Source organism: Flavobacterium sp. LHD-85 (assembly GCF_030929595.1).
Lineage (GTDB): Bacteria > Bacteroidota > Bacteroidia > Flavobacteriales > Flavobacteriaceae > Flavobacterium.
In genome coordinates, this window is the sequence record NZ_JAVFVR010000015.1 from 190,735 (window position 1) to 214,750 (window position 24,016).

At 34.1% G+C, this 24,016-nt stretch carries 16 protein-coding genes; 4 read left to right on the forward strand and 12 right to left on the reverse strand.

What is annotated here, in order from left to right; all coding sequences use genetic code 11:
- Positions 1 to 150: 150 nt before the first annotated feature.
- From RB618_RS19920 to RB618_RS19935, 4 genes are all read right to left on the reverse strand, one after another.
- Positions 151 to 711 carry a Crp/Fnr family transcriptional regulator gene (locus RB618_RS19920; protein WP_308070380.1) on the reverse strand — a complete coding sequence of 187 codons (561 nt, stop codon included), beginning with the start codon at positions 709 to 711 and terminating at the stop codon, positions 151 to 153.
- A 159-nt stretch (positions 712 to 870) separates the two neighbouring features.
- On the reverse strand, positions 871 to 2,361 hold the full coding sequence (locus RB618_RS19925) for a TolC family protein (RefSeq protein WP_308070381.1): 1,491 nt from the start codon (positions 2,359 to 2,361) through the stop codon (positions 871 to 873).
- A gap of 245 nt (positions 2,362 to 2,606) precedes the next feature.
- On the reverse strand, positions 2,607 to 5,723 hold the full coding sequence (locus tag RB618_RS19930) for an efflux RND transporter permease subunit (RefSeq protein WP_308070382.1): 3,117 nt from the start codon (positions 5,721 to 5,723) through the stop codon (positions 2,607 to 2,609).
- 50 nt (positions 5,724 to 5,773) lie between these two features.
- On the reverse strand, positions 5,774 to 6,868 hold the full coding sequence (locus RB618_RS19935; RefSeq protein WP_308070383.1) for an efflux RND transporter periplasmic adaptor subunit: 1,095 nt from the start codon (positions 6,866 to 6,868) through the stop codon (positions 5,774 to 5,776).
- 1,057 nt (positions 6,869 to 7,925) lie between these two features.
- Between RB618_RS19935 and RB618_RS19940 the strand changes: the two genes are divergently transcribed.
- Together RB618_RS19940 and RB618_RS19945 are read left to right on the forward strand one after the other, a co-directional pair.
- Positions 7,926 to 8,372, forward strand: coding sequence for a hypothetical protein (locus RB618_RS19940; RefSeq protein WP_111376430.1), 447 nt, complete (start codon positions 7,926 to 7,928; stop codon positions 8,370 to 8,372).
- 277 nt (positions 8,373 to 8,649) lie between these two features.
- Complete coding sequence (locus tag RB618_RS19945; protein WP_308070384.1) at positions 8,650 to 9,144, forward strand: hypothetical protein; 495 nt, start codon at positions 8,650 to 8,652, stop codon at positions 9,142 to 9,144.
- 214 nt (positions 9,145 to 9,358) lie between these two features.
- Here RB618_RS19945 and RB618_RS19950 read toward each other — a convergent pair whose 3' ends face one another.
- The 5 genes from RB618_RS19950 to RB618_RS19970 all read right to left on the reverse strand — a co-directional run bounded on the left by RB618_RS19950 (position 9,359) and on the right by RB618_RS19970 (position 16,802).
- Positions 9,359 to 11,083: a hypothetical protein gene (locus RB618_RS19950; RefSeq protein ID WP_308070385.1), complete on the reverse strand. Its 1,725-nt coding sequence runs from the start codon at positions 11,081 to 11,083 to the stop codon at positions 9,359 to 9,361.
- Positions 11,084 to 12,268: 1,185 nt separating this feature from the next.
- Complete coding sequence (pgl, locus tag RB618_RS19955) at positions 12,269 to 12,985, reverse strand: 6-phosphogluconolactonase (RefSeq protein ID WP_308070386.1); 717 nt, start codon at positions 12,983 to 12,985, stop codon at positions 12,269 to 12,271.
- Entirely contained in the window at positions 12,969 to 14,507 is a 1,539-nt protein-coding gene (zwf, locus tag RB618_RS19960; protein ID WP_308070387.1) for a glucose-6-phosphate dehydrogenase, read from the reverse strand. Before zwf ends, pgl begins: the two co-directional genes overlap by 17 nt.
- 31 nt (positions 14,508 to 14,538) lie before the next feature.
- Positions 14,539 to 15,948, reverse strand: coding sequence for an NADP-dependent phosphogluconate dehydrogenase (gndA, locus tag RB618_RS19965; protein WP_308070388.1), 1,410 nt, complete (start codon positions 15,946 to 15,948; stop codon positions 14,539 to 14,541).
- Between the two features lie 518 nt (positions 15,949 to 16,466).
- Positions 16,467 to 16,802, reverse strand: a complete 336-nt coding sequence (locus tag RB618_RS19970) for a helix-turn-helix domain-containing protein (RefSeq protein ID WP_308070389.1) — start codon at positions 16,800 to 16,802, stop codon at positions 16,467 to 16,469.
- Positions 16,803 to 17,125: 323 nt separating this feature from the next.
- Here RB618_RS19970 and RB618_RS19975 point away from each other — a divergent pair, with 323 nt between their 5' ends.
- A complete protein-coding gene (locus tag RB618_RS19975) occupies positions 17,126 to 17,869 on the forward strand; it encodes an SDR family oxidoreductase (RefSeq protein ID WP_308070390.1) in 744 nt (247 codons plus the stop codon).
- Positions 17,870 to 17,932: 63 nt separating this feature from the next.
- Here RB618_RS19975 and RB618_RS19980 read toward each other — a convergent pair whose 3' ends face one another.
- The 3 genes from RB618_RS19980 to RB618_RS19990 all read right to left on the reverse strand — a co-directional run bounded on the left by RB618_RS19980 (position 17,933) and on the right by RB618_RS19990 (position 22,457).
- Positions 17,933 to 19,186, reverse strand: coding sequence for a restriction endonuclease (locus RB618_RS19980; protein ID WP_308070391.1), 1,254 nt, complete (start codon positions 19,184 to 19,186; stop codon positions 17,933 to 17,935).
- Between the two features lies 1 nt (position 19,187).
- Positions 19,188 to 21,836 carry an AAA family ATPase gene (locus RB618_RS19985; RefSeq protein WP_308070392.1) on the reverse strand — a complete coding sequence of 883 codons (2,649 nt, stop codon included), beginning with the start codon at positions 21,834 to 21,836 and terminating at the stop codon, positions 19,188 to 19,190.
- A 75-nt stretch (positions 21,837 to 21,911) separates the two neighbouring features.
- A complete protein-coding gene (locus tag RB618_RS19990) occupies positions 21,912 to 22,457 on the reverse strand; it encodes a hypothetical protein (RefSeq protein ID WP_308070393.1) in 546 nt (181 codons plus the stop codon).
- Positions 22,458 to 22,864: 407 nt separating this feature from the next.
- On the opposite strand from RB618_RS19990, the gene RB618_RS19995 reads away from it, so the two are divergent.
- Positions 22,865 to 23,833: a LysR substrate-binding domain-containing protein gene (locus RB618_RS19995; protein WP_308070394.1), complete on the forward strand. Its 969-nt coding sequence runs from the start codon at positions 22,865 to 22,867 to the stop codon at positions 23,831 to 23,833.
- The last annotated feature ends 183 nt before the right edge of the window (positions 23,834 to 24,016 follow it).

Sequence of the window (24,016 nt, forward strand, 5' to 3'; positions counted from 1 at the left end):
AACAATTAAAATCTAATTTGATCTGCTAAAATCTTTTAAAAATCTGCCTGAAATACTTTTTGAGTATGATTTTTTCACGCAGATTTGCACAGATTAAAGCAGATTTGTTCAGATTTAAATGTAGTGCTTTAAAAAATAGCTCTTAACTGGTTACTTTATTTCCGCGCGAATTCTGCTTAAACTGACTTGTGTAATTCCTAAATAAGAGGCAATATGTCCTAGCTGAACTCTTTGCAAGAGTTCAGGATGATCTTTCATTAATTCCAAATAGCGTTCAGAAGCATTTTTGAATTGTTTTGAGATGAGTCTTTCTTCTGTTTTAATTAATTCTTTTTCTGCAAATTTACGTCCCCAATTAGCAATGTGAACATCTTCATTAAAGAGTTTTCTTAGATTTTCCGTTTTGAGTTCATACAATTCGCAGTCTTCCAAAAGTTCGATGGTTTCATAACCAGGCTGATCTTCCACATAACTTTTCATCGAAATGATGGTTTCGCCTTCTTTTCCAAACCAAAACGTAACTTCATTATCTCTTTCTACATAAGCTCGCACCAATCCTTTTTTTATAAAATAAATATTTGATTCTACTTTATTGGCTTTTAGCAAAATATGCCCTTTAGCAAAAGCAATTTCGGTGACATTGTTTTGCAAAGCAAGCTTAGATTGCTCAGGAAGTTGGTGTATGTGATCGAGAATTTTGGAAATATCCATCAACGGAATTTTAGTATTTTGGAATAAAGGTAAAAAGTAAACAGTAAAATGAGTGTTTGTTTTATAAAAAAAATCCCGTTTCAAAATAGAAACGGGACTTAAAAATAACCTCTGCGATGAGCTATTATAAACAGAAGCCATTTTTGACCAACATATAAACTAATTTATTCCTCCGCCTAAAGCTTTGTAAAGCAATACTTGTGAGTTTGCATTTCGAAGTTGGATATCAACAAAATCCAGTTCAGCCTGCAATTTATTTTTTTGAGCATTGATGATTTCCAAATAATTGGCATAACCGCTCAAATACAAGTCGTTTGAGACATTTACGGCAATTTCGAGATGATCAATTTCGTTCAATTTATATTTTAAAACATCTTCGTAAGCTTCGTTTCGGTGTAGTAAAGCGCTCAATTCGTTGAAAGCTGTTGTGACAGCATTTTGATATTGAAGAAATGAAATTTCCTGTCTTCTGTTCGAAACATAAAATTCTTGTTTGATTTGTCCTTTATTGAAAACAGGAGCTGTTAATCCCCCCAATAATTGCCAAGCAAAAGAACCTGCATCAAAAAGGGTGTTGAATGAAAATGAGTTGAAACCTGCATAACCGCCCAGATTTACAGTCGGGAAAAAGGCTGCACGAGCCGATTTAGCATCTGCGTTACTTGCTAATAATTCGAAGTAAGCTTCAGAGACATCGGGTCTTTTATGAATGATGGAATCTACACTGATTTTTTGGTTTAAAACCTCTAAATGTCCAGCTAGAAAATCGGTGCTTCTATCGATTTTTCCGCCATATTCACCTAAAAGCGTCAGTAAAGCTTTCTCGGTTTGATCAATGCTTAATTTTAATTCTGAAGCTTCGGCGTGAATGTTATTGTTTTGTGCATTAAACTGCTGTACAGCCAATTCTGTAGCTTTTCCGACAGATCTTTGTGCCGAAACAATATCCAATGCTTTTTCCTGCGTTTTCAAATTGTTATCGTAAATCGACTTTTGTTTGTCTAATGCAACCAGTTTGAAATACAAGTCGGCAACATCACTTAAAAGGCGTGTTTGTAACAGTCGCATTCCTTGCTGAGAAGCAAAAAATCGCTGTTGTGCTGCTTTTTTACGATTGCTTAATTTTCCCCAGATATCCGCTTCCCAAGAAACTTTTGCTCCTAGAAAAAAGTTAGGAGTAACATTCTCGTTGATTTTTTGTTTGTCTGTAATATTCTGCGAGAAGTTAGTATCGTAATTTCCAACACCTTCCATCGTATATTTTCCGTAATGAGTTCCCGAAGCATCGGCAACAAAATCTAAAGAGGGAAGAAGCGCCAGTTTTGCCACTTTTAAATGCGAATTGGCAATTAGGATTCTTTCCTGCATGATTAAATAATCAGGATTCTTGGCAATGGCTTTCTTTAATAAAGCTTCTAATTTTGGATCTTTAAAAAAGGTTTCTGTTTTTAATGGAATAAAAGTCTCGTTTGATGCTTCTTTTCTCTGTGCATCAAAATTTTCAGGAAGCTTTGCAGCGTCTAGTTTAGTACTGACTTTTGGTGCAGAACAAGCTGTCAAAAGTAAAATTCCGGTTATTACAACGGCACTTTTGGTTGTCCTTAGAAACTGCACATCAGCATTTTTATATTGATTTAATATCTCTTTCATTGTTTAATTTTATTTGTTCAATCTTTTGTCTAAATTTTTATTTTAACACATAGAAACATAGATTTTCTTTTTTTGAAAAGGGAGTTGAAAGAAACTAGTTTCTAACACATAGCTGAATGAACATAGTCCAAAGTTTCAACTTTGGGATATGGTGATTGCCATACAGCTATGTTTATTTAAGTTAAGTGAAACGCCTTTAAACGCTTTCCAAATCCTATGATTCTATGTGTTAAAAAAATTATACATTAAGATTTACTCATTCGTTTTTCCAATTTTGCAAACAGTATGTAAAGTCCAGGAATGATTAAAAGACCAAACACAGTTCCGATTAACATTCCTCCTGCAGCTGCTGTACCAATAGAACGGTTACCGATTGCACCTGCACCAGAAGCGATACACAACGGAATCAATCCTGAAATAAAAGCAAATGAGGTCATCAAAATTGGACGGAAACGAAGTCTTGCTCCTTCAATTGCCGCTTCGACAATATCACGTCCGAGTTTGTTCTGTGCCATGGCAAATTCTACAATCAGAATGGCGTTCTTGGCGAGCAGACCAATCAGCATGACGAGTGCTACTTGAGCATAAATGTTATTGTCTAGCCCAACCATTACAAGCGCAAAGTAAGAACCGAAAACTCCAACAGGCAAACTCAATAATACAGGGAATGGAAGCAATAAACTTTCATATTGTGCGGCCAATAATAAGTATACGAAAAGTATACAAAGTGCAAAAATGTAGATGGTTTGGTTTCCTGATAAAATCTCTTCACGTGTCATACCAGACCATTCCAATTCAAAACGGCTTGGGAGTTTTTCTGCAGCAATTTTTTCAACAGCGGCAATGGCATCTCCAGAACTGTAACCTTCGGCAGGTTCACCGTTAATCATAGCGGACATGTACATGTTGTAACGCGTTAAAACTTCTGGTCCATAAACTCTTTCTAATTTGATGAAAGTAGAAAACGGAACCATTTCGCCTGCATCATTCTTCAAATACATATCCAAAATACTTTCTGGATTTTGACGGAATTGCGGACTTGCCTGAACCATTACTTTATACATTTGAGAAAAACGGATAAAATTGGTAGCATAAAACGAACCTAACATGGTTTGCAAAGTAGACATGGCATTGTCTACCGAAATTCCTTTTTTAGCTGCCAAATCGTAATCAATATGAATTAAATACTGCGGGAAAGTGGCATCAAAACTTGAGAAAGAGTTTTGAATTTCTGGTGAAGCATTTAGTTCTTTAATAAACTCTTTGGTGACTTTGTCAGTATTAGTAATGCTTCCACCAGATTTATCCAGCAAACGAAGCTCAAAACCACTGGTGTTACCAAAACCTGGAACAGTTGGCGGTGCAAAAATCTCGATTTGTGCGTCGGAAATGTTTTTGGTTTTTTCTGTAAGTTCCGCCATGAATTCGGTTACCGAAATATCACGTTCGCTCCAGTCTTTTAGGTTAATCATTCCCATTCCGTACGAAGCTCCTGCAATTTCAGTTACAATACTGTATCCTGCAAGAGTCGTTACGTTGTCAACACCTTTAATTCCTTGAGCAATTTTCGTTACTTCATCCAAAGCTTTTTCAGTACGTTCTACAGTTGCTCCTTGTGGCGTTGTAACACTTACGTAAACCATACCTTGATCTTCAGTCGGGATAAATCCTGACGCTAAAAACTTAGTTGTTCCCCAAGTCAACACACAAAATAGTACTAATAATCCAACGGTAACAGTGTTGCGATCAGCAAATTTCACCAATACTTTGATGTATTTTGAAGTAATATTATCAAACCAATGGTTGAATCTGTTGAAGAAACGGTCTAAAAGCGATTTTTTCTCTTTATTCGGATCGTGCGCTTTTAGCATAATCGCACAAAGGGCAGGAGTAAGGGTAAGTGCGTTAATACCAGAAATTACGATACTTATTGCCATTGTTAAAGAGAACTGCCTGTAAAAAACTCCGACTGGACCGCTCAAGAAAGCAACGGGAATAAATACGGCAGCCATTACAATCGTAATCGCGATAACGGCTCCAGTAATTTCTTTCATTGCGCTAATGGTAGCTTCCATTGGCGACATATGTTCTTCGGAGATTTTTACGTGAACGGCTTCTACAACGACAATCGCGTTATCTACTACAATTCCGATGGAAAGTACTAAAGCGAAAAGCGTTAATAAGTTGATTGAGAATCCCATCATCGACATAAAAGTAAACGAACCAATAAGCGCGACAGGAACTGCCAATACAGGAATCAAAGTCGATCTCCAATCCTGAAGGAAAAGGAAAACTACGAACGCTACTAGAATAAAGGCTTCAACCAAAGTTCTCAATACTTCATGAATAGAAGCGTCAAGGAAACGCGAAACGTCGTAGGCAATATTAAATTCCATTCCTGGAGGAAAAGAAGAGACTTTCAATTCAGCCATTTTTTCTTTTACGCTCGCAATTACTTCAGAAGCATTCGAACCTGGACGTTGTTTCAACATGATCGATGCAGAAGGTTTTCCGTCGGTTTTAGAAACCATTCCGTAACTCATCGCACCAAATTCAATTTTCGAAATGTCTTTCAATCTTAAAATTGTTCCATCTGAATTAGCTCTTAACGGAATTTCCTCATATTGTTTTGGTTCAAAGAATTTTCCGCCATACTTAATTACATATTGCAGTTGATTGTTCATTTGTCCTGAACCTTCACCGACTTTACCCGGGGCAGCAGAAATGTTTTGTTTTTGAAGTGAAGCAATAACTTCATTTGCCGAAATATTGTACGAAAGCATCTTTTCTGGATCTAGCCAGACACGCATCGAATATTCTTTCTGACCCATGATTTCTGCACGTCCGACACCATCAATACGTTTTAATTCCTGAAGAATATTAATATCGGTAAAGTTGAAGATAAACTGCTCGTCCTGAGTTTTGTCGGTACTTGTAATGTTCAAATACATCAACATACTGTTTACCTCTTTTTCGGTTGTAACTCCGGCACGAATTACCTCTTCTGGAAGTTCATCGAGAATTGTCGTTACACGGTTCTGTACGTTTACCGCGGCCAAATCGGGATCGGTTCCTACTTCAAAGAAAACCTGAATTAAAGTCAAACCATCGTTGGAAGTTACCGTTGACATATAGGTCATTCCGGGAACTCCATTTATGGCTCTTTCTAACGGAAGGGCGACGGCATTGGCCGAAACTTCTGCGTTTGCTCCTGTATATTTTGCTGTAACGGTTACAGACGGTGGTACAATATCTGGGAATTGGGTAATAGGGAGCTGAAACAACGCCAGCAATCCCAGAAGGACTATCATAACCGAGATGATTAATGACAATATTTTCCTTCTGATAAATAACTCTATCATTTTAAATGTTTTAGATAAATAATTAAATAACTGTTTTACAAGTCGATAACCTACATTTGTTTCATGTTGATTTTATCGCCGTCTCTTAATGATTGTGTACCTTCTTGTACAATCAGGTCGTCGCTTTTTAGACCTTCGTTTAAGATGTACACATCATCTAGAGTCGTTTCGATTGTAACATTCGTCATTTTAACTACTCCATCTTTGTTCACGCGGAAAACGTATTGTTTGTCTTGAATAGAAAAAACTGCTTTCTGCGGAATTAAAATTGCATTGGTTTTTGGTTCTGAAATAATCAATTTTCCAGAAGTTCCGTGCTTGATAAATCCTTGCGGATTATGAAATTTTGCTTTGTATTGAATAGAACCAGTTTGTCTGTCGATTTCTCCGTCAGCGGTTCTTAATTCTCCTTTTTGACCGTAAACTTGTCCATTTGGCAATACCAGTTTAATATCACCCTGAGTGTTTAAGGTTTTGTCTTCCATCATTTGGAAATAGGTGTTCTCAGGAATTGAGAAATAAGCGTACACATCGTCTAATTGAGAAACAGTAGTTAATAATGAACCGTTTTCTACTAAACTTCCTTCTTTAAACGGAATACGGTCAACTGTTCCGTCAAATGGCGCGCGCATCGTGGTGAAGCTAATCTGTTGGTTGATTGCTTTTCTTTCGGCAACTGCGTGAGCTACTTTCGCAGAAGCGGCTTCATATTTGGCTTTAGATAATTCTAATTCTTTATCGGCAATTACTTTTTTATTAAAAAGGGTTTGAGCCTGTTCCAATTCTACCGTTGCAATTCTTAAATCGGCTTTTGCGCTTTTGTAAACTGCTTCAGCTTTTAGAAGCTGAATCTGAAGTTCAACATCGCTTATTTTGAAAAGGATTTGCCCTTTTTTTACTTTTTGTCCTTCGCTAACGTAAACTTTGTCCAGAAGACCAGGTATACGAACGTGAATTTCTACATTATTTTTAGCATGTACATCGGCTACAAATTTGCTCGAAACTATGGTGTCTTTTAGAGTTACCTTATAAACAGGAACCGTTTTTATGTTGTTTGAATCTTTTTTTGCTTTATCTCCGCACGAGACTAAAACGAATAAAGCCAAGGTGCATAAAAGAAATGGATTTTTATAAATGCTCATCATTAGGTTTAAATTTTTGAATAAATAGATGTGCTCCCTTGATACTACATATCGGGAGTCTGAATTTGGATTTTGAAAATAATAAGGTTTACGGATGCTTTTTATTTAAAAAAGTACCGTTTTAGAGAAAAGTTTTTATAGCAATAGCTGCTCAATCACATACGTAAATGAGGTATTGTTCCAGAATACTAGAAAATAAAAACTACGAAATACGGCAGCCTAGAATAACTGGTACAAATGTAAGTGGGGATGTCTTTCAATATGGTATATTGAAGCTATACCATAGATTAAACTTTCTTTATAAAGCTTGAAGTTGACTAAATTGCTGAGATACGGAGCTTTGATCGTACTTTGTTCTAAAGTAGTCGCTCTGCATTTCATTTTCTTTTTGAGCTTATAATGAACTTCTAAATTTTTAGAAGAAGAAAAGTCAGAAGAAAAAATCTGCGTATCGTCTGCCGCAACGCTATCTAAGGTAATACAGTTGCTGAAAGTATAAATCGGCGAATACGTCTCGGTGCCTCTGAAAAAACAAAGCAGCGAAAGTAAAACGATATATATGAACTTAGTGGGTTTCATACAACTACAGCAGGAATTACAATTTTGTTCCTTAGAAAGTGGGATTAATTATTCTTTAAGGTGCGCCAAATATAGTAATTTGAAAAGTAAGGGTTCTTAAAATTTTCTAAAAACTATGAGATTTAAAAATTTGATAATAATTGGGGTTGGTTTTTAGAGGGTTGATTATTTTTGTTTCGCTATAAGTTGTTATGTAAATGATTTATGCTTAATGCATTTTGAAAAAGCTGATATTTGAGTAGTAGATTTTTATATTTAAAATCAATAAAACTTTATACTTGTATTCGTTTTAAAGTCGGAGACTTTTTAGATATTTTTGTGTTTTTAAGAAGTATTTAGGATGGCGCAAAGTCGGAGACATTTGCGCAGCACTAGTAGGGAAGACTTCGGAGAGCTGGGGACATTTGCGTAGCGCTAGCGAGGAAGACTTTGGAGAGCTGGGAGAAATCCAATTTTTAGATAATAATTAATAATATAATATATGAAACTAGGTTTAGCTCAATATACTTCGGCGGAAATAAAAAAAGAAACTAGATTTTTGATAGATTTTTCAGATGAGATGGAAAAATCTTTCACACAAAAAATATATGGAAAAGATTTAATGGAAATTGTAATTGGAATTATATGTGTAAGTCCAATTTTTGAACAATTTTTTAAGCCCAAATTGCCAAAATATACAAAAGATAAAAAATATGTAAAAAGTGAGGGGTTTGAATATGAAGTTGAAAAATGTCTAGAGTATAGCATAAAGTTAGATTTTGAAACAATCAAAAATTTTTCAGAAATTGAAGCTAAAAAATATGTGTCTTTAGAAATTTTGAAATCATTAGAAATAATAGAAACTTTGAGAACTAAAATTAAAGACTTTGATTTGGCAACTTTTAAAAAAGATTTGGAATGTTATTTTAAGGAAAAGGGCTATATGTAAATATCAGCCAAAACAAATTACCCCCTTGCTCCGCAAAGAGTTCCAGATTTAAATCAAAGAGCTGCGCAAATGTTTCTGACTTTGCGCAATTTTTTTTGGTCTTAGAATTTCTAAACGTAATAAAAGTCTCTGACTTTTTACGATTACTTCCTGTTATGGAGCTAAATATTATGAACAAACAGAAATAATTTCTCTTAAATTGGAAAAATTATATAACAAGATAAATGCAGTAGCGGAAAAAAACTGGATTAAATACGGAATAAAAAAGAAATAGATTATGGCAAAAAAAATAAAACGAGGCGATATATTCAAAGTAATTGAGAATGGCGAAGTCCGATATTTCCAATATTTCTATAAAGATCCAAATTATCTGGGAGGCGATTTAATTTGGGTTTTTAATTTAAATAAAGAAACTCAGGATTTTAATGAAATTTTAAATTCAGGATATAGCTTCTATTTTTACACTAAAATTGTAGCTGGAATAAAAATGAAAAAATGGGAGTTTTTAACTAATATTGAAATAGAAGAAAAAATGAATTTTTATCCATCATTTCGCTGGAGAGATATAGAGACTGGATTATGGTATAAGCTGCAATACGATAAAAAGCTTCTTTTGGGAATGACATTGAATGATGAAGAATTGAAAATTCCCGTTGTATCTTTTCAATTTCCTGTTGGAGCAATTGAATTTATTGTTGAAGGTGCTGATTTTTTTACAAAATATACTGTTGAATCTGATACTAAATACTTCGAAATCAATAAGAGGTTCTAACAAACATCACAGTTACGGTAAAATATGATGGAATAGCCCCAACTCTGCATAGAGTGCCATACTTGAATTGAAAAGCTGCGCAAATGTCTCTGACTTTGCGCAATTTTTTTTGGTCTTAGAATTTCTAAACGTAATAAAAGTCTCTGACTTTTTACAATTACATTTCTAAAATGGATTATAAAAAAGTTACTTTGAAAAATCATAAAAACTAAAATCACTCCACAATACTAGAAGAATCCTTAATCGCAAAATCGGCATATTGCCAAGCATTATCAAAAGAGGTTTTAATTTTTAAAGCCTCTTTTTCTTTTTTCTGCGCAACTAAAGAGTTGTAAAGTCCGATAAGGGCGAATCCGTTTTTTGGGAGTGTTTGTAAATCTTGTTTATAGATTTTTTCAGCTTCGGCGTATTTTCCAGCTTTAAGTAAAACTGTGCCTAAATAATGTCTAACAGAGAAAAACCAATCTGGTGGTTCGTTGTAGTTTAATTGATCTTCGATTTCTATCGCTTTATTTAAAAGAGCAATGGATTTATCTAAATTGTTCTTTTTCGCTTCGACTCCTGCTGAAAGCACATTAGCAGCAATCTGAACAAGATCATAAGTGGTATTGATATTCCAGATGGTAACTTCTTTTAAGGTTTTATCTTTAGCTAATTGGTTCAGAGAAGCAAGCTGTTTTTCGGCATTGGCGATATCATTTTTCCCAAGATAAGCCATTCCTTGCGCATAGTGCCAAATTGCATTTGGATATACGAGATCCTTTTCTGGTTGCGGAATCTCAATAATTTTATCCCACATCGAAAATTTTACAGCGATATAATACGGAATGCTATAATAATGCTGTAAAGTTCCCCAGCCCGCTTCACGCATGATTTTAGGAGACATGTGCTGCTGTAATATTTGTGCCGATTCCCAAGCCAACTTTGAATTTCCTTCTAAAGCAGCAGTAGCCACCAAGAAATGATAATTGTGCGGATAATAGGCTAGAGGATAAGCGCCTTGCGCATTACAGGCAGTAGAATACAGACTATCAATTCGAACCGCTTCAATGTTGGAAAGTGTGCCTTCATGATAATCTCCTGTACGAATGTAAATATGAGAAGGCATATGAACCAAATGTCCCGAACCAGGAACTAAAGTTTCTAGTAATTTAGCACTTTTAAGTCCGTTTTCTGGATGAGCAGAAGCTTCTACAGCATGAACCAAAAAATGATGTGCGCCCGGATGCTTCGGATTTTTTTTAATCAATTCGTTTAAAACGGCAAGTATTTCTGGAGTCCATTTTTTAGGTATTCCAGTGCCTTTTTCATACAAATCCCACGGATGCAGATTCATCTGCGATTCCGCGTAAAGCGCGCCAATATCTGGATCTGAAGGAAATTGAGTATATACTTTTTTCATCGCTTCGGCATACGCAATGTCAAGCGGTTTTCTGTCTGCGGGAGGATTTTTAGCATAACGCACCAATAAAGCATCAATCATAGCAATTTCTTTCGGAGAACACTTGGCAGAAAGTTTTTTAGCTTTTTGAACCGCATCATAAGCGCGTTGAAAATTATCTTCTTCCATTCCACCATTATAATTCGGACCTAAAACATACGCAAAACCCCAATATGCCATAGCGCAATTAGGGTCTAAACGTGAGGCTTCATAAAATGATCTTGCAGCTTCGGCATGATTAAATCCGTAGGCCAGCATCATTCCTTGATTGAAATATTCCTGCGCTTCGGAATTATTGGTCGTAATTTTAAAATTCACCCCATCAAGACCTCTAAATTTTGGTGCTTTTTTGTTTTGGGTGTACCAATCTTTATCGTTCGTTTTCGGAATATAACATCCTTGCGAGGCACTGACTTTAACTGATTTGGGCTCTGTGTTTTTTTCTTTACAGGAAATAAAAAGAAGAAAAACCGCAATTAGAAAGTAATTATATTTCATAGCAAAAAGGATTTGATATTATATAATTTAATATTCCGTAGGAATATCTCGTCGGTAGAAAAAAAATATATTGCGTAGCATTGTGTGTCCCATAGGGACACCTGTTTTTTTAGCGAGAATGAGGCATCTGCTTTATTAATCAAACGTTCCTAATGAACGTGTATTTGTAAACTAAATTTAGTTCTACCGATCAAACATTTCTACAGAATGATGCTGTTCGTTAAAACAGAAAAATAATGATAGTTTGAGAAATTGAGCTTATAATCTAATAGACTGAATCGGAGAGTATTTAACAAAATTAAATAAAAAAGAAATAGGTTTTGTAGATATTTGTTTTTTCAATTGTTTGTATTTGTTTAGCTGATCTTTATGTTTCACGCAGATTAAAAAAGTTCTAAGCAGATTCACGCAGATTTTTTTAAAATTAATCTGTTTAGATCTGCATAAATCTGCTAGATCTGCGTGAAAAAAGTATCTATCGAAAAAAGTTTTGCGCTTCTTAGTTGTTTGTGTTTGTTTAGCTGATCTTTATGTTTCACGCAGATTAAAAACGATCTAAGCAGATTCACGCAGATTTTTTTTAAAATTAATCTGTTTAGATCAGCTTAAATCAGCTTAAATCAGCGTGAAAAAAGTATCTATCGAAAAAAGTTTTGCGCTTCTTAGTTGTTTGTGTTTGTTTAACTGGCTATTATGTTTCACACAGATTAAAAAAGTTCTAAGCAGATTCACGCAGATTTTTTTTAAATTAATCTGTTTAGATCTGCATAAATCTGCTAAATCTGCGTGAAAAAAGTATCTATCGAAATAAGTTTTACGCTTCTTAGTTGTTTGTGTTTGTTTAACTGGCTATTATGTTTCACACAGATTAAAAAAGTTCTAAGCAGATTCACGCAGATTTTTTTAAAATTAATCTGTTTAGATCAGCTTAAATCTGCTGAATCTGCGTGAAAAAAGTATCTATCGAAATAAGTTTTGCGCTTCTTAGTTGTTTGTGTTTGTTTAACTGGCTATTATGTTTCACACAGATAAAAAAAGTTCTAAGCAGATTCACACAGATTTTTTTAAAATTAATCTGTTTAGATCTGCATAAATCTGCAAAATCTGCGTGAAATAAATATTATAAATAAAAAAGGTCTACACTTTTCAGCATAGACCTTAAATTATATGGAAATAAATAATTTCTTAGTTTGTTCCGGCAGCTACTTTATCCACCAAAAACAATAATTCACCAGAAACTGGTTTAATCAATTGCATTGGATATAATGTCGGATTGTATTCGCCAGTGGTTACTTCTTTCAAAGCATTGATTTTCTTTTCTCCAAAAGCCACGACAACAATTTTTTCAGCTTTATTGATTAACGGAGCTGTAAGCGTGATACGATACATTTTTTGCGGAGCTAAATAATAAGCGTCAACCCATTTTGTTTGCTCTTCCAGAACAGCTTCACCTGGAAAAAGAGAAGCCGTGTGCCCGTCGTCTCCCATTCCTAATAAGATCAGGTCAAATTTGCCTTCTTCGCCTAAAACTGTTCTGATAGACTTTTCGTATTCAGCTGCATAATCCTCAGGTGTAACACCATCTTTGTACATTTCAAAAATGTTCTCTTGCGGAATAGGAACGTGGCTTAATAAAGTTGAATAAGACATTTTTGCATTACTCAAATCATCGTTTAATGGCACCCATCTTTCATCTCCCCAAAAAATATAGACTTTACTCCAATCTATTTTACTTTTATAAGCATCAGAAGCCAATAATTTATAGATTCCTGCTGGAGAAGAACCTCCGGTAAGAACAGCTGTAAATTTGCCTTTTGCAGCAATCGCTTTCTGAGCCGATTCTACAAAAAGATCTGCTGCTTTAGTATTAATTTCGTCAATGTTATTATATATCTGTACCATCTAAAACTTCTTCTTCTTTTTTAATGTTTTGTATATTCGGAATCCATTTATGCCCTTGGCGCGCCAATAATTCATCGGCTTCTTCTGGACCCCAGCTTCCTGCTTTGTAATTTGGGAAATTGGTTGGAGCAGTAGTTTTCCAAACCTGCTGAATTGTTTCAATCGCATCCCAAGCTTCTTCTACCTGATCCCAACGCATAAATAGAGTAGGATCTCCTGCTAAAGCATCGGCTAACAAAGTTTCGTAAGCTTCTGGCGACATGGTAGAACAAGAGAAATAATCAAAAACCATTTCGGCTGGTCGTAGCGACATTGATAAACCAGGTTTTTTGGTCATGAACTGCAATTTGATGTCCATATCTGGCTGAATGTTAATAATCAGTCGGTTTGGAGTCATGCCTTCTTTTCCGTAAGAAAACGAAGAATGCGGCACTGGTTTGAACTGAATGATGATCGAAGACTGTTTTTCTTCCATTCTTTTTCCAGAACGCAGATAGAACGGAATTCCTTGCCATCTCCAGTTGTCCAGATAAATTTTCATGGCAACATACGTTTCTGTATTAGAATCTGTTGCAATTCCTTTATCCTGGCGGTAACCTGGAACTGGTTTTCCGTTAATAGTTCCAGCGTCATACTGGCCTCTTACAATGTAATGGTCAACTTCTTCCGGTTTAATTCTTCGGATTGATTTCAGCACATCTGCTTTACGATTTCTAATGTCATCTGCCGCCAAAGAAGCAGGCGCTTCCATAGCCGTCATACATAAAATCTGAAACAAGTGATTCTGAATCATGTCTTTCAATGCGCCGACACCTTCATAGAATCCGCCGCGTTCTTCAACGCCAACTTCTTCTGCAACGGTAATTTGCACGAAATCAATAAAATTACGGCTCCATAAAGGTTCAAACATCGAGTTTCCAAAACGGAAAGCCAAGATATTCTGAACGGTTTCTTTTCCTAAATAATGGTCAATTCTATAAATCTGCTCTTCTTTGAAAGTCTGTGAAAGCATTTCATTCAACTCGATTGCAGAAGCTTTATCATAACCAAAAGGTTTTTCAATAATAATGCGATCCTGTTTGGCATTCGCCGCAAGGCCAATTTTCTTGATATTGCTCGAAATGGTCGAAATAAAAGATGGCGTAATCGAAAGGTAGAAAAGACGGTTTGAACGCTCGCCAAACTCCAAGTCTAAACTGTTTATTTTTTCGCTTAATCCCAGATATGATTCTTCTTTGTCGATATCAAGACTGTGATAGCTTATATGCGAAAGAAATTTTTGAGTTTCTGCATCAGAAAGCCCTTTTTTTCTAGAGAAAGTATTTAGGTTTTCTAAAACATAACTGCGAAATTCCTCATCACTTTTTTGAGCTCTACCAAGCGCAATAATCTGAAACTTCTCTGACATGCGGCCATCAAGGTACAGATTCTGAAAAGCCGGAAAGAGCTTTCTCTTTGCCAGATCTCCGGTTCCTCCAAAAATTACAATAATTGTCGGATTTATATTTTTGTTTTTAGTCATTGTGTGTGGTTGTGTTGTTTTTTTAGTTGTCTTATTCAGCCCATTGGGTATGGAAAACGCCTTCTTTGTCGGTGCGCTCATAAGTGTGTGCCCCAAAGAAATCACGTTGTGCCTGAATTAGATTTGTTGGCAGATTTGCAGATCTGTAAGCATCAAAATATGATAACGAATTCATTAATCCTGAAACTGGCAATCCTTTTTGAACCGCAAATTGAATTACAGAACGCATTCCTGATTGGTTTTCGGTTAATTTTGAAGCAATTCCGTTATCCAAAAGCAAGTTTGGCAAATCTGATTTTGTAACGTATGCTTTTCTGAAATCTTCTAAAATGGTAGCACGAATAATACATCCGCCACGCCAGATTTTAGCAACTGTTTCTAAGTTTAATCCATAGTTGTATTCTTTAGAAGCGGTGTGAAGCTGCGCTAAACCTTGAGCATAAGTTACTACGATAGAAAAGAACAAAGCCGATTTTAAAGACGCAATAGCTTCGCTTTGAGAAACGTTTGTTTCATCAGCGTTCCAAACTAATTTTTTAGCAGCTTCAATTCTTTCTGGTTTTGTTTTAGACATATCGCGCATGTTAACCGCTGCGTCGATTGTTGGAACTGGAACTTGTAAGTCCATTGCATTTTGCGAAGTCCATTTTCCTGTTCCTTTAGATCTTGCCCAATCCGAAATTTTATTGATTAAAAGACCTCCGTCTGTATCTTCTTGTTTCAGAATTTTTCCTGTGATTTCAATCAGATATGATCTCAAATCATCGGTTTGATTCCATTCTTCAAAAGTTTTCTGAATCGTTGCATCATCTAGATTATAACCTCTTTTCATTAAGTCATAAATCTCAGAGATTAATTGCATGATTCCGTATTCAATTCCGTTGTGAACCATTTTTACATAGTTTCCAGCAGAACCATTTCCTAAATATTCTACGCAAGGTTCGCCGTCTACTTTTGCTGCAATCGCTTCAAAAATAGGTCGTAATCTTTCATAAGCTTTCTGATCTCCTCCTGGCATCATAGCAGGACCGAAACGAGCGCCTTTTTCACCACCCGAAATTCCCATTCCGAAGAAGTGGATTCCTTTTTCAGACAATTCGATGAATCTTCTGTCAGTATCAGTAAAATAAGTATTTCCACCGTCAATAATAATGTCTCCTTTGTCTAAGTGAGGCAATAAACTAGCGATAGCGCTGTCAACTGGTTTTCCCGCAGGAACCAATAACATAATCGCTCTTGGCGGCTGAATAAGCTCCACAAAATGTTTTACATCTGTAGTTGCTTCAATAGTGTGATTGGCATCGGTTTCTTGTTGAAGAGAATTGACTTTTTCGGTGTCTAAGTCTAAACCTGCAGCCGCAAAGTTATGGCTGGCGATATTTAAAAGTAGGTTACGACCCATTACGCCGAGTCCTACAATTCCAAAATCAAATTTGCTCATAGTTTTCAATTAACTAAATTATTAGAAGAATGTTTTTGCAGCAAAAAGTAAGAGAAAGTTTGGTAATTCTTTTTCATTCAATGTTTTGCCAAAAAACAATGGTTATTTTAATCTTACATTTCAAAATGTAGAGCGCTAAGTTAGAGAAAAATGCTGAAAAATAAGGGGTAAAATCGTTCACTTTTGGTCTTTATTGTGATACTTTTTATGTGTAAAAATTACGCTTATTATAGCTGTTTTTCAACTAAATCGTTGTAATACTGGAAATCATTTTTAAGAGCTCGTGATTTCTTCTCTATGCAATTTTTTCTCAATTGTTTAAACTTTGTCAAAGTTGACTTCGTGTTGAAATAATTTTTAATACATAGAAACATAGTTTAAGATTGTGAGTAAAGGCGTTTCACCGACATCAATTCACATAGTAACGATGTGTTAGAAACTAGCTTCTTTTGTTATTCTTTTTTAAATAGCTATTATAACTATGTTTCTATGTGTTTAGAACTTTACAGTTTCTATAATTAGGAGTTTTGAATAATTTCCTTTCGATGCGATTTTCCCCATTTAATCATTTCTTCAATCACAGGACCAAACGATTTGCAATAAGGAGTCGATTCGTATTTGACCTGAATTTCGGCATCGCGGTCTTCGGTTCTTTTAATGAGCATATTCAATTCCATTTCTTTGAGTTCTCGCGAAAGCATTCTAGTAGTAATTCCCGGAATACTGCGTTCGATTTCCCTGAAACGATGATTTCCGTTGCAGATTGAATTGATGATGGGCAAACGCCACTTTCCGCCCAAAACATGCAATGTGTCCTGAAGTGCCTGTACTTCTTCCTTCTGGTTTCTTTCCATAGTACTCAATTTTTATCAAAGTTTTTCTGCCACGAATTGCTTCGCCTATTCGCTGTCGCTCGAGGCACGAATTTTTTTCAAAGCTTTCCCCACGAATTATATTGATATTCAATCAATCTAATGCGTGTAATTAATCACATTTTTCGACATAGATTATAAAAATAAATTCGTGAATTACTTCGTCTGTCCCTTCGGTCGAGTCGTGGCTATAATTTTTTCCATTGCAAAGGTTAAAATTAGTTTGGTATACTCCATGATACTGGTTACAAAGTTATACCAATTTGAATTTAAATTTGCCAAATAAATTTTAAATAATCAGAAAGATGAAAAATCTAAAAAATAAAACAGCCGTCATCACAGGTGGAAACAGCGGAATAGGTTACGCAACAGCCAAACAATTAAAAGAGCAAGGCGCCAACGTAATTATTACAGGAAGAAGAAAAGAAGCTATAGAAAAAGCAGCCTTAGAACTAGGCGTTACCGCCATCACAGCAGACCAATCTAATATTTCGGATATAGAAAAACTAGCTACTCAAGTAAAAACCGATTTCAGTTCGGTTGATATTTTGTTTATCAATGCGGGAATCGCGGGTTTAGGAACCATCGAACAAACCACAGAAGAATTGTACGACAGCATTATGAATGTGAATCTAAAAGGCGCTTTTTTTACTTTAAGCAAATTCATCCCGATTCTGAAAGACGGCGCTTCAGTAGTATTTCTTTCTTCGAATACTGCAAGTATGCCAGGTCCGGGATCTTCGGTTTATTCAGCGAGTAAAACAGCTTTGAATTCGTTTATGAGATCGGCGGCTTTAGAATTAGCGCCAAGAAAGATTCGTGTCAATTCGGTTAGCCCAGGACCAACCCAAACCGAAGTTATGAACAAAGTAGGCCTAGACGAAACCACCGTAAAAGGGATTATGGATGTCGTAGTAGAAAAAGTCCCACTAAAACAAATGGGAAGGGCAGAAGATGTGGCTAAGATGGTTTCTTATCTAAGTAGTGAGGCTGCGGTTTTTATGACTGGTGCTGATGTTATTATGGATGGGGGGATGAGTTTGGGGTGATATATTCTTTAAATGACAAAAGAGCTTGCAGTCTAGAATGCAAGCTCTTTCTTTTATAAAACTTTATTTTGTACTGGCAAATTGTTTAATAATTCTTCTAATTTCTTCTTGCCATTTTAATACTTCATCTTCTACATTAATCAAAACAACACTGCATATTTTACTATCATGTTTGCCATCTTTTTTTAGATATACTCCCGCTTTACTATTTTTATTATCTCCTGGATAAACTAAAGCTACTTTATTAGCATCATAATATTCATGATAGACATACATTTGTCTTAAGTCATCTGGAGAAGGATTAAAACCATTTAGATTTTTCCATTTTGTATCTAATACAATATTTCCATCATAAGTTTCAATAAAGATATCTGGTTTCATTGCAGTTCTTCTGCCATTTTCAGGTTTCCAAAAAAACTTTGACGATTGCGCTTTTATTTTAATGAAATCAGTTGTATTTTTCTTTAAGCTCGCATATATAAATTGTTCCCATAAAAGATTCATATCAAACATCAGAGCCAAGACATGATTTTTTCCTTTGCTTACATCTGGATGATATTTAAGAAGTAATAACTTTGCAATTTCAATGGCTTTTTGATAATGCTTGTTTTTTCTATTGTATATTAATTTTTCAAAAGTAGAATCTGAAACTTTTATATCTGGCATTTCAGGAAAATTCAATAATAAAACACCAATTCGACTGTGTAAATCATTATTGCTATTGATTTGTTTTAGTAATCTTAAAGCTTTATAAATAATGAAATGTAAAGTGTGTTCAACATCATATATGGAATGACGAACATAAAAACGTTCTTTATGAATTAGATTTTGTTGAATGTGTTTGCTAAACTGTAAACTCCCTTTTAAAGTAGTAATATTTTCTTCTTTTTTTCTATATTTTTTGACCAATCCATTATGGAATAGATATTCTACTTCTTTAATAAATAGTTCAAAATATAAATCAAGAATAGTATTGGGCTTTATTTTTAGGTTGCTGCTACTTGTAGATTTTATATCAAAACTTCCCACAGTCCTTAACATTCCAATTAATAAATTACGCCATTTTTTGTCTTCTTCTTTTGAGTGAGGAATTTTGTCTGCCTTTGGCAATACTTCTATTAATGTATTACCAACTTGAATAACACCAACGTGTTCATTAAATTGAACGCCATTGTAGACCAATTTATAAAAAGGTTTGCCATTACCATAATAACGTTCTAAAGCTTCAAATTGATCTTTGGTGATTTTCTTTTCACCTTTATCAAAACGAAGAGTTTCATGTTCAAATACGACAATATTTTCTTTTATTCCAGCCAAACTATTTATTCATTAGAATTTTAAGAGCTTTTTCAAAACTCATAATTTCTCCATGTTTATCTTTAAATATAATCTCCTCGTCTTTTCTGTAATCAATAATTTCATAAATATTTTTGTTGTCGAAATCGTCTAGAGTATCATAAAAATCAGCAAAAATATTTGTTGAGGCTTTTTCTTCTTCTTGTAAGCGAACAAACCCCTTTCCTAATACTAAACCTAGTTTATTATAATCCCCAAAGAAATATTCTTGTAATAAAGGAATAATATTTTTATAAAAGGATTCTATTATTGAATTCTCATTTTTATTGAGTAAGTAAGAATGTCCTATTCTATGATCTTTGTCTAGTAGTTTTTCAATCCTTAAATTAATCGTTTGAAGTATATCAGAAGCTGAATATCCATAAATACTATTTTGCAAGTCTTTTAAATCGTAAAGAGGAGGCATTTCTTCAAAACAAAAACGTCTTCGTAAAGCGGTGTCCAGAGCTTCAATACTTCTGTCGGCAGTATTCATTGTCCCAATAATAAATAAATTAGGAGGTACTGAAAAATATCTTTCTGAATACGGTAGTTTTACAATTATTTCATCATGGCTTAGTCTTTTTTCTGCTTCGATAAGTGTAATTAATTCGCCAAATATTGATGAAACATTTCCTCTGTTAATTTCGTCAATGAATAATCCAAAAGGCGAAGCACCACTAAATTTTTCTCTTCTTTGTTCTTTAGTGTAATTTAAAATGCAGTCTGACAAACTTGAAAACCCCGCTAATTTAGCAGCTTCATCGCAACATTTGTAAAAAATACCATCTCTCACAAAATAGCTTAAATCAGAATTTTCTTGATCCTCTTCATTTAATCTTGGCTTTATTCCCTCTATAAAATCTTCATATGTAAAGGATTGATGAAAAGTTACAAACTCAAAGTTGTTTTTTGTTTCTCGTTTATTTTTAAAATTTTTAATTTCATTACCTAATTCGCATATATTAGTAATAAGTTCTTTTTTTTCTGGAATTATCTTCCAAAGTGAATTAGAAAATTTATTAAAAATTAGTGGATCTGTACGTTTTGTATAGTCAACAGTTTTAGACTCCTTTATTGTATGCTGCGAAAGTTGTCCCCATAAAGTTTGGTCAATACTTTCAGTATTAGAAGCATTAAGTTTTATTTTTATAAATTGATGTTCTTTGATTTGTGGAACTGACATTAATTTATTTTCCACATATAATGTAAGTGCAATAACTTGCCACCAAGTTAATTTGCTTATTTTTTCTATTAAAAATTCTTCTTTTGAAATAGCTTTACTGTTCTCAATAAATTGAGAACAAAAATCATGCTTTAATTTATGGGTTTTTCCAGTTCCTGGTGGGCCGTAAAGAATTTGATTTAAATTTGCAGACATAATTTTAGTTATATTTGTGCTTGTAATTATATTGTTTTTTAGCTCAAATTGAGTGTCAAAATAGGGTACAAATAATTTGGTATTTGCTTCTTTTACTTCTCTAGCAGGTATAATTATACATGTAGAATTATCATTGGGTGTCCACCATTTTTTATCATCATTATAAGGCTCTTCTTTAATTGCTTCCGAAATAATTTCATAGGAGCGTTGTAGCCAGCCATCATCACCAAAATCTTCATATTCACAATAGGTAGCATCGCTCGTTATTCTGCCTATTACTTCTAAATTGCTGTTACCTCTGCACATATAGAAGTAATCTCCTATTTTCATTTCTTTTTCAAATGTTTCTCCCTGCGTTTGGGAAGAAACTCCTTTTGCTTTGGTTTGACTATGAACTATGATTAAATAGTTGTCGTTAAAGTAAGTAAAGGCCTTATCATCAATATCCTTTGGACTCATTGAAACTTTAAAAATAGATTCATTACCATTTAAATCAACTACATTCAATTTAGATTTCCCTTCTTTTTTCTGATAAACACGTTTGTTGAATAAGGTGTCATGATATGTAAAGAAAGAGGTGAACTTGAATATTCCATTATCATTAATTTCTTTTTTTATTTTCTCTATCCTTGAAACATTGTTCGATTTAAGACTTTTACGCTTATAGTTTTTATTTTTCTGAAGTACTTCATCAATTAAAAGTCCTTCTATGCTGATGTTAATGTCTAATTCTTTTGGAAAGGCAATTAAGCCTTCTTTGGAATTACTTTTGACATTTTGAAAACCAGAATTAACATCTAATATAACAATACGATCATGTTCTTTAAAAGTTTGAGATAGTGCATTATATTTTTCTTGTGATGATAAGATGTAAAAGTTAATGAAATTTTGTTTTTTTACATCGGCTATAAGCTGATTTAGATCTAACTGTAGAGGGTGAATGAAAGGCTGAAAGTTAGCCTTAACCCTTGAAATAAGTTCAGGGTATGCGCTATTTAGTCTTAGAAATTGATCATTTTGGCAATTTATTTCCTCAATATTTATACATAACAAACTCTTTCCAAAGATAACTTCACTTACTTTTCCTATAAGTAATTTATCATTTGAAATAAAAATTGCGTTATCATTTTCTTTTAGTTGTCCATATATATTATCCCAGCGATTACTAGCAGGATCTTCCCACAGGATGGTTCCATTTTTAGAATTATATTGGCTTAAAATACTGATTCTTGTAAGTAAAGTTTTTGTCATTATAAAGATAATTGAAATCGATGTTTACTCTTAAAAAAGATAATTGTTTATACAATAATAATCAATTATTAAAGACTATTTAATTTTCTTTAAAACAGTCAAAAGCTTAGGGATTTTATCAACCTGAGTTTCAGTCCAAAATGTATAATTTAAAATTTTATCATTATCATAGCTATTTAGTTTTATTGTAATTCTTCTGGTTCTTTCATTAACAAAATAATACATTGTCATTTCCTTAGCTTTGAAAATAAATTCAGAAGATTTGCCTTTAAGTTTTAAGTCAAGGTTTGGAATAACATTATCTTCTACAAAATTTATAAATTCTTCAATTTCATCAATGCCAATCCAGGCTGTTTTATAAATGTCTGGGTTTTTAATATACATATCTATTTGCAAAGCATTTACTTTTGTTCCTGCTTTTAAGTCAATAACTTCAATTGGATAAAAGTTTACCACTTCACCAATTCCAGATTTAAATTCGGCTGTTGTGTTCCAATCTTTGTTGATTCGAGTAAATTGAGCTTTATCGATAAATTGTCTTGTTGTGGATTCTATATTCTCTTTTTGGGCATATGAAAAAATAGAAAATAGAATTAAGCTTATTAAAAGTAGGTTTTTCATGTGTAAATGTTTTTATGTTGTTTATGCAAAGATTTTTCTTTTGTGGATATTATTTTTATGGAAATCCGTAAACTGTAATAATAATTTTAGCAATTCTAATAATAATATGAAACAGAATAATGAGTATTTACACGGTATTTTTCCAAACAAAATAAAAAAAACAAAACCCTCAATCTTCTTTTAAAGACCAAGGATTTTAATTTTTTTCAAAAAAGAAACAAACCTTTACTCCAAATACCGATAAGGATCTAAAATTTCGGCTAGTTCATTGAGCCAATAGAAGCTGTCTCCAAGTTTGGCTGTAGCATCATTCAGAATAACCAACACAAAGTTTTTCCTTAGAAACTAAAAATAAAAACACAGTAACTTAGTACCTTAGCATCTCAGTATCTTAGAAACTACAAAACATGACCATTCAGCAATTAAAATATATAGTCGCTTTAGACGAAGAACGGCATTTTGCAAGAGCTGCCGAAGTTTGTATGGTAACGCAGCCCGGACTTACCATTCAGTTAAAAAATCTGGAAGAAGAAATCGGAATTAAGATTTTTGATCGAAATAAAGTGCCGTTGACACCAACCGTTTTAGGAGTTGAAATTATCAATAAAGCAAAAAAGATACTTCGTGAAGTCGATGAAATTCGTGATTTTGTGATAAACGAAAAAAATCTGCTGGAAGGAGAGCTGAAACTTGGCATTATTTCCACTTTATCGCCTTATCTGATTCCGCTGTTTATTCAGGCAATGAAAGAAGTGGCGCCAAAGGTGCATTTTATAATTAAAGAAGGATATACGGGGCATTTAATGCGTGATCTAGAAACGGGTGCAATTGACGTTGCGATTATGGCTACGCCAACAGGAAACCCGAATTTAATTGAACATGTTGTTTTTAAAGAACCGTTTGTTGCCTATTTAAATCAGACGCATCCTATGGCGAATGATGAATTTTACGAAATGCAGCCCGGTGATAAAACCGAACTGTTATTACTGCATCACGAATATTGCTACAACGCTCAATTATTAGACATCTGCGGACTAAAAACATCTGATAAAATAAAGGAACAATTTACGTACGATATCAATTCGATAGAAACTTTAAAAAATCTAGTTCGAGCCCATTTAGGATTTGCGATTATTCCTAAACTTTCCACCTTAAACGAATCAGGCGCACTTTTTAAACCTTTCAAAGAACCTGTTCCCATAAGAGAAATAAGTCTGGTAGTTTCTGATTCTTTCTCTAAGAAATTGTTACTGGAGAAAATGAATGAAGCGATTTGGAACTGCCTTCCCGAATCGCTCAAAAAAGATTTCTCGTATAAGAAAATCCGCTGGAACGATTCGCCTTATTTTATTAAGGAGGTTAGCAAGTATCGTTAGAAATTCCAAAATAAAAATTCCAAATTCCAATTGATTTGGGAGAAATTCCAATACAAAAAATTCCAAATTCCAAGCTATGCAGTAATTGGAATTTGGAATTTTTGCTCACAGTTTGTCATTTCGAGGAACGAGAAATCTTCGCAAGTAGCTCCGTATAGAATGTCGCCAATCTTTGTAGAGTTT

Coding starts and splice junctions, on each gene's coding strand:
- RB618_RS19920 (WP_308070380.1), bottom strand. CDS start 711: ATGGATATTTCCAAAATTCTCGATCACATACACCAACTTCCTGAGCAA.
- RB618_RS19925 (WP_308070381.1), bottom strand. CDS start 2,361: ATGAAAGAGATATTAAATCAATATAAAAATGCTGATGTGCAGTTTCTA.
- RB618_RS19930 (WP_308070382.1), bottom strand. CDS start 5,723: ATGATAGAGTTATTTATCAGAAGGAAAATATTGTCATTAATCATCTCG.
- RB618_RS19935 (WP_308070383.1), bottom strand. CDS start 6,868: ATGATGAGCATTTATAAAAATCCATTTCTTTTATGCACCTTGGCTTTA.
- RB618_RS19940 (WP_111376430.1), top strand. CDS start 7,926: ATGAAACTAGGTTTAGCTCAATATACTTCGGCGGAAATAAAAAAAGAA.
- RB618_RS19945 (WP_308070384.1), top strand. CDS start 8,650: ATGGCAAAAAAAATAAAACGAGGCGATATATTCAAAGTAATTGAGAAT.
- RB618_RS19950 (WP_308070385.1), bottom strand. CDS start 11,083: ATGAAATATAATTACTTTCTAATTGCGGTTTTTCTTCTTTTTATTTCC.
- pgl (WP_308070386.1), bottom strand. CDS start 12,985: ATGGTACAGATATATAATAACATTGACGAAATTAATACTAAAGCAGCA.
- zwf (WP_308070387.1), bottom strand. CDS start 14,507: ATGACTAAAAACAAAAATATAAATCCGACAATTATTGTAATTTTTGGA.
- gndA (WP_308070388.1), bottom strand. CDS start 15,948: ATGAGCAAATTTGATTTTGGAATTGTAGGACTCGGCGTAATGGGTCGT.
- RB618_RS19970 (WP_308070389.1), bottom strand. CDS start 16,802: ATGGAAAGAAACCAGAAGGAAGAAGTACAGGCACTTCAGGACACATTG.
- RB618_RS19975 (WP_308070390.1), top strand. CDS start 17,126: ATGAAAAATCTAAAAAATAAAACAGCCGTCATCACAGGTGGAAACAGC.
- RB618_RS19985 (WP_308070392.1), bottom strand. CDS start 21,836: ATGACAAAAACTTTACTTACAAGAATCAGTATTTTAAGCCAATATAAT.
- RB618_RS19990 (WP_308070393.1), bottom strand. CDS start 22,457: ATGAAAAACCTACTTTTAATAAGCTTAATTCTATTTTCTATTTTTTCA.
- RB618_RS19995 (WP_308070394.1), top strand. CDS start 22,865: ATGACCATTCAGCAATTAAAATATATAGTCGCTTTAGACGAAGAACGG.